This window comes from Escherichia albertii NBRC 107761 = DSM 17582 (genome assembly GCF_000759775.1).
GTDB classification, from domain to species: Bacteria; Pseudomonadota; Gammaproteobacteria; order Enterobacterales; family Enterobacteriaceae; genus Escherichia; species Escherichia albertii.
The window spans coordinates 1-3,763 of sequence record NZ_BBMY01000025.1 but is presented as its reverse complement, the minus strand read 5'-3'; the positions used below and the strand labels follow the sequence as shown (position 1 = coordinate 3,763).

At 45.9% G+C, this 3,763-nt stretch carries 2 protein-coding genes and 4 pseudogenes; 3 read left to right on the top strand and 3 right to left on the bottom strand.

Going from position 1 to position 3,763, the window contains the following annotated elements; genetic code table 11:
• Nucleotides 1-264 precede the first annotated feature (264 nt).
• The 3 genes and pseudogenes from EA14781_RS22835 to tnpA all read right to left on the bottom strand — a co-directional run.
• A pseudogene (locus tag EA14781_RS22835) lies at nucleotides 265-447 on the bottom strand (iron-containing alcohol dehydrogenase); the annotation flags it as partial.
• A gap of 116 nt (nucleotides 448-563) precedes the next feature.
• Nucleotides 564-1,241, bottom strand: a pseudogene (locus EA14781_RS22830) (IS66-like element ISEc22 family transposase); the annotation flags it as partial.
• Nucleotides 1,242-1,247: 6 nt separating this feature from the next.
• Nucleotides 1,248-1,628, bottom strand: coding sequence for an IS66-like element accessory protein TnpA (gene tnpA, locus EA14781_RS22825; protein WP_029364370.1), 381 nt, complete (start codon nucleotides 1,626-1,628; stop codon nucleotides 1,248-1,250).
• A 177-nt stretch (nucleotides 1,629-1,805) separates the two neighbouring features.
• Here tnpA and EA14781_RS26050 point away from each other — a divergent pair.
• From EA14781_RS26050 to EA14781_RS25160, 3 genes and pseudogenes are all read left to right on the top strand, one after another.
• Nucleotides 1,806-2,112, top strand: a pseudogene (locus EA14781_RS26050) (hypothetical protein).
• A gap of 54 nt (nucleotides 2,113-2,166) precedes the next feature.
• Nucleotides 2,167-2,349 (top strand): annotated as a pseudogene (locus EA14781_RS26240) (type VI secretion system ImpA family N-terminal domain-containing protein); the annotation flags it as partial.
• A gap of 291 nt (nucleotides 2,350-2,640) precedes the next feature.
• Nucleotides 2,641-3,763: hypothetical protein (locus tag EA14781_RS25160; protein ID WP_042335470.1), on the top strand; the 1,123-nt coding region annotated here is incomplete at its 3' end.

The following is a 3,763-nucleotide window of genomic DNA, read 5'->3' as shown; positions in this document are numbered from 1 at the left end:
ATTATGTAAGCACATCTTATTTTATCTGCGTGTTCAGGGAATGTTTTGGCGTCACGCCTCACCGGATGCTGGCGCTTCAGGAGCACGGGCAGCATAAAAGTGAATGCTGAGTTTGAATTATTCTGAAGAACGGCGGGCATTTTATGGAAACGGCACATTTCCGTGTCTCTGTGGTCATTCCCGATTGCTGTTGACGCATCGCCACTCACCGGAAATGTGCCGGAATATTTTAATCGTTCTTCACCGTCTGTGAAGGTCCCGTGCTTACATTGCTGAGCGGAAAATGGCCTCAATTTCCTCCTGTGTAGCCTGAATCGGGTTTGTCAGACCACATGCATCCTTCAGGGCATTAGCGGCCAGAACAGGGATATCCTCTTCTCTGACGTTCAGGGCTTTCAGACCTGTCGGGATATTCACTTTTCCGGCCAGTTCCCTGATTGCAGATATACTGCCAGCGCCAGTGATTGTAGTGGCACAGTAAATTTGGCCACCTGATTAAAGGTGATATTCTCACCTCAACACAAAAGTAAGCGTGCAGCAAGAACCGTATTGACGGGGATGTGTTATTCAGTCGGCAGTGCTACGCGCCAGGGGAGCAGTTCGCCGACCCGGTTTATCGGCCAGTCGGCTATGACGTCAAGGACATAGCGGAGGTAGCTTTCTGGCTCCACTCCGTTCAGTTTGCACGTCCCGATCAGGCTGTACAGCAGCGCTCCCCGCTCTCCTCCATGATCCGAACCGAAGAACAGGTAGTTTTTGCGGCCCAGACTGACCATCCGCAACGCATTTTCAGCGATGTTATTGTCCGCCTCAGCCCAGCCATCATCTGCATAGTACGTCAGCGCCGGCCACTGGTTCAGGGCGTATGCGAACGCTTTCGCCAGTTCTGAGTGTCGCGACAGGGTTTCCATCTTTTCACGCAGCCAGCTTTCCAGGGATTTCAGCAGCGGTTTCGTTTTCAACTGACGTTCGGCAAGGCGCTGCTCCGCCGTCATTCCCCTTATCTCTGCCTCGATGGCGTACAGTTCGCCGATCCGTTTCAGCGCTTCCTCCGTCAGGGCTGACGGGGTGCGAACGTGCACATCGTGGATTTTACGGCGGGCGTGAGCCCAACAGGCGGCTTCCGTTATCCGGCCATCCCGGTACAGCTCGTTGAACCCGGCGTATGCATCCGCCTGCAGTACACCACTGAACCCCGCAAGATGGGTCTGCGGATGGATGCCTTTTCTGTCCGGGCTGTAACGGGATCATCGCTTCAGTTCCTGTATCAGCAGAGTCAGGAGCTTTTCGCTGACATTGCCATTGAAGCGGAGCGTCCCGTGCCGGAACGTTACCTCACAGCTGATACTGAGGGTTTTCGGGTCCTCTGCGAGCGATTCTGGCTGTTCGGCAGCTGCATCGAGAGTCACAGGAAGTAGCTGGGGGCTCTCTGAAGAAGGTAATGGCAGCTTTCCCTCGCGCCATTGTTGTCGCCATTTGAACAACAGATTGGCGTTAATGCCATTTTCAAGAGCAAGTTTTGAGATGGATATCCCGGGTTCACAGGAGGCAGCAACGAGCTGCTGTTTAAATTCGGGAGGATAATTAGGGCAGCCTTTTCGCCTGCCGGGAGTCACATTTTTCTGCATATCTGACACTTTGGTTCCCACTACTTATTTGGTGGACACCACTTTGTCTAATTCGTCAGATTCTGACCAGACGGTTCAGGCTGTACGCTTACATCTTATTATCATGTCTGATTTTTTATCCGGGCTGCCCCTGTGTGGGTGTCCGGATGAAAAATATATTTTTTTGTGATTTTGATTATGAACCCGTTATTTAACGATATTCAGATGCGTCTTTTTCATCCGTCGTTGACACCCGTATTCCTGGCACTGGAATGTCAGATTCAGACCCAAGGAAGCCGTATATATTGGCAACGATACCTGCCATATCACCATTACCTGTAATCAGTCCGGTTTTCATTTAACCAGGGACGGACAACGGCTGTTCACTGAGCGTTATATCAGAAACCTTAATGAGCTGTTGCCGGTTCTGAAACGGCGGTGGGATGTGACACCGGCAATTATCCGCGCAGTGGAATACCTTTCCCGGGTACAGGTATCACACTGATGTTCTTTCCGTAACTGTTAATCATGATTTAATACAGCAACACTGAATCTGCCGATGACTTCTGAAGTGAAACTGAAAACAGGTGGTGACCCCCGGTCATTACCGGATTATGCTGCCCTGCGCGATGAAATCAGCAAACTGACCCACCCGGCACGCCCGGATGTGGACTGGCGTTATGTGGAGACACTCTGCCTGCGTCTGTATGAACACAATGGCGTGGAATTACAGACAGCATCGGCACTGATGAAGTTACTGCCGGGGCGTTCCCGTCGTTCAGTTCAGGGGGCTATGAGGCGTTTACAGAAAATGAACGCGCAGAAATCTGTCAGGCAGTAGCCAAAATATTCCCGCGTCAGGAAAATGGCAGTGGCAATAATAAGCAGCAAACTGATACATAATGCAGCTTCAGTAAACGACAATTATCAAGTAGGGATATTCTTATGTTGACTGATTGTGAAAAAAGTGATCAAAATTTAAATTAGCCTTGGCATGAAATTAGAATCTATTAATTTAATCAAAGGAGATTGTGTGACAATAGCAAGAGATTCTGTTAGTGGTGAGATTGTTCATGGTCATGATCTTCGGGAAATGGATGATCTTTATATACGAACAACCATTTTTGAATGTCCGTATGACAAATGTAGGATACCCGCTACTCCATGTAGCTTCAAAGAAATAAATTTAAATCAATCATACTTTCGATATAAAGAGACCCATAGGCCGGGATGTAAGATTCATGATCCTAAGAGTAAAAATAAGTGTAACTCAAAGAATAATAAAAAGCATAATTCACCACCGGCACTGGCTATATCCCTTCTGAAACTTGATGTGCCTGAAAGAAATTGCGACTCTTCTGGCAGAAGAATTATTAAACAGGCGCTAGATGATGAAAAAGATTTGTGGGGGAAAGTACACCCTGTGTCATCTTCAAGCATCAAACCGGTAGTAGACTACTACATTAATGGAGATAATCTCTATGAACCATTATCAATTCCCCCTTATGGAGTTAGAACTTATAAAGATACTTTTCAACTAATCATCTATAAAGAAGGAATTAAATATAATAAACCAGCCATCTATTTTGGTAAAATTCAATCTAATATACGACTGGAGATAAAGTCGAATAGATATTACCTTACTTTTTTAGCCAGAAAGAAAGGTACTAAGCAAGCATATAAACTTGAAATTGATGCTTCAGAATGGGATGAAAGTAAAAAGAGTTTTTTCTGCAGTGAGTATGAAAAGCAAAGGGTAGAAGCAAATAAATATTACAATGGACTAAAAGACAAGCGCAAAGCAACCAAATATCTTAATGTTTTCTTTTTTGGTTTTCCTGATGAGTACGATAGTTTTTTATTTAAGACTAGTTATTTTAAATTGATTTATATCGTTTTCTTGGATGATTTTGATGTGACTTATAATGACAAAAACTACAGCATAGAAAAAGAACAGCTAATTAGAGATGAAATTAACAAAGAACATTTGACAGCTCATCAAAATAGAATAAACCTTGCTGAGGTTGCTGAGGTTGCTGAGGTTGCTGAGGTTGCTGAGGTTGCTGAGGTTGCTGAGGTTGCTGAGGTTGCTGAGGTTGCTGAGGTTGCTGAGGTTGCTGAGGTTGCTGAGGTTGCTGAGGTTGCTGAGGTTGCTG

What these genes read in the sequence shown, in the direction of transcription:
- tnpA (WP_029364370.1), bottom strand. Translation starts at nt 1,628, where the DNA reads ATGCAGAAAAATGTGACTCCCGGCAGGCGAAAAGGCTGCCCTAATTAT.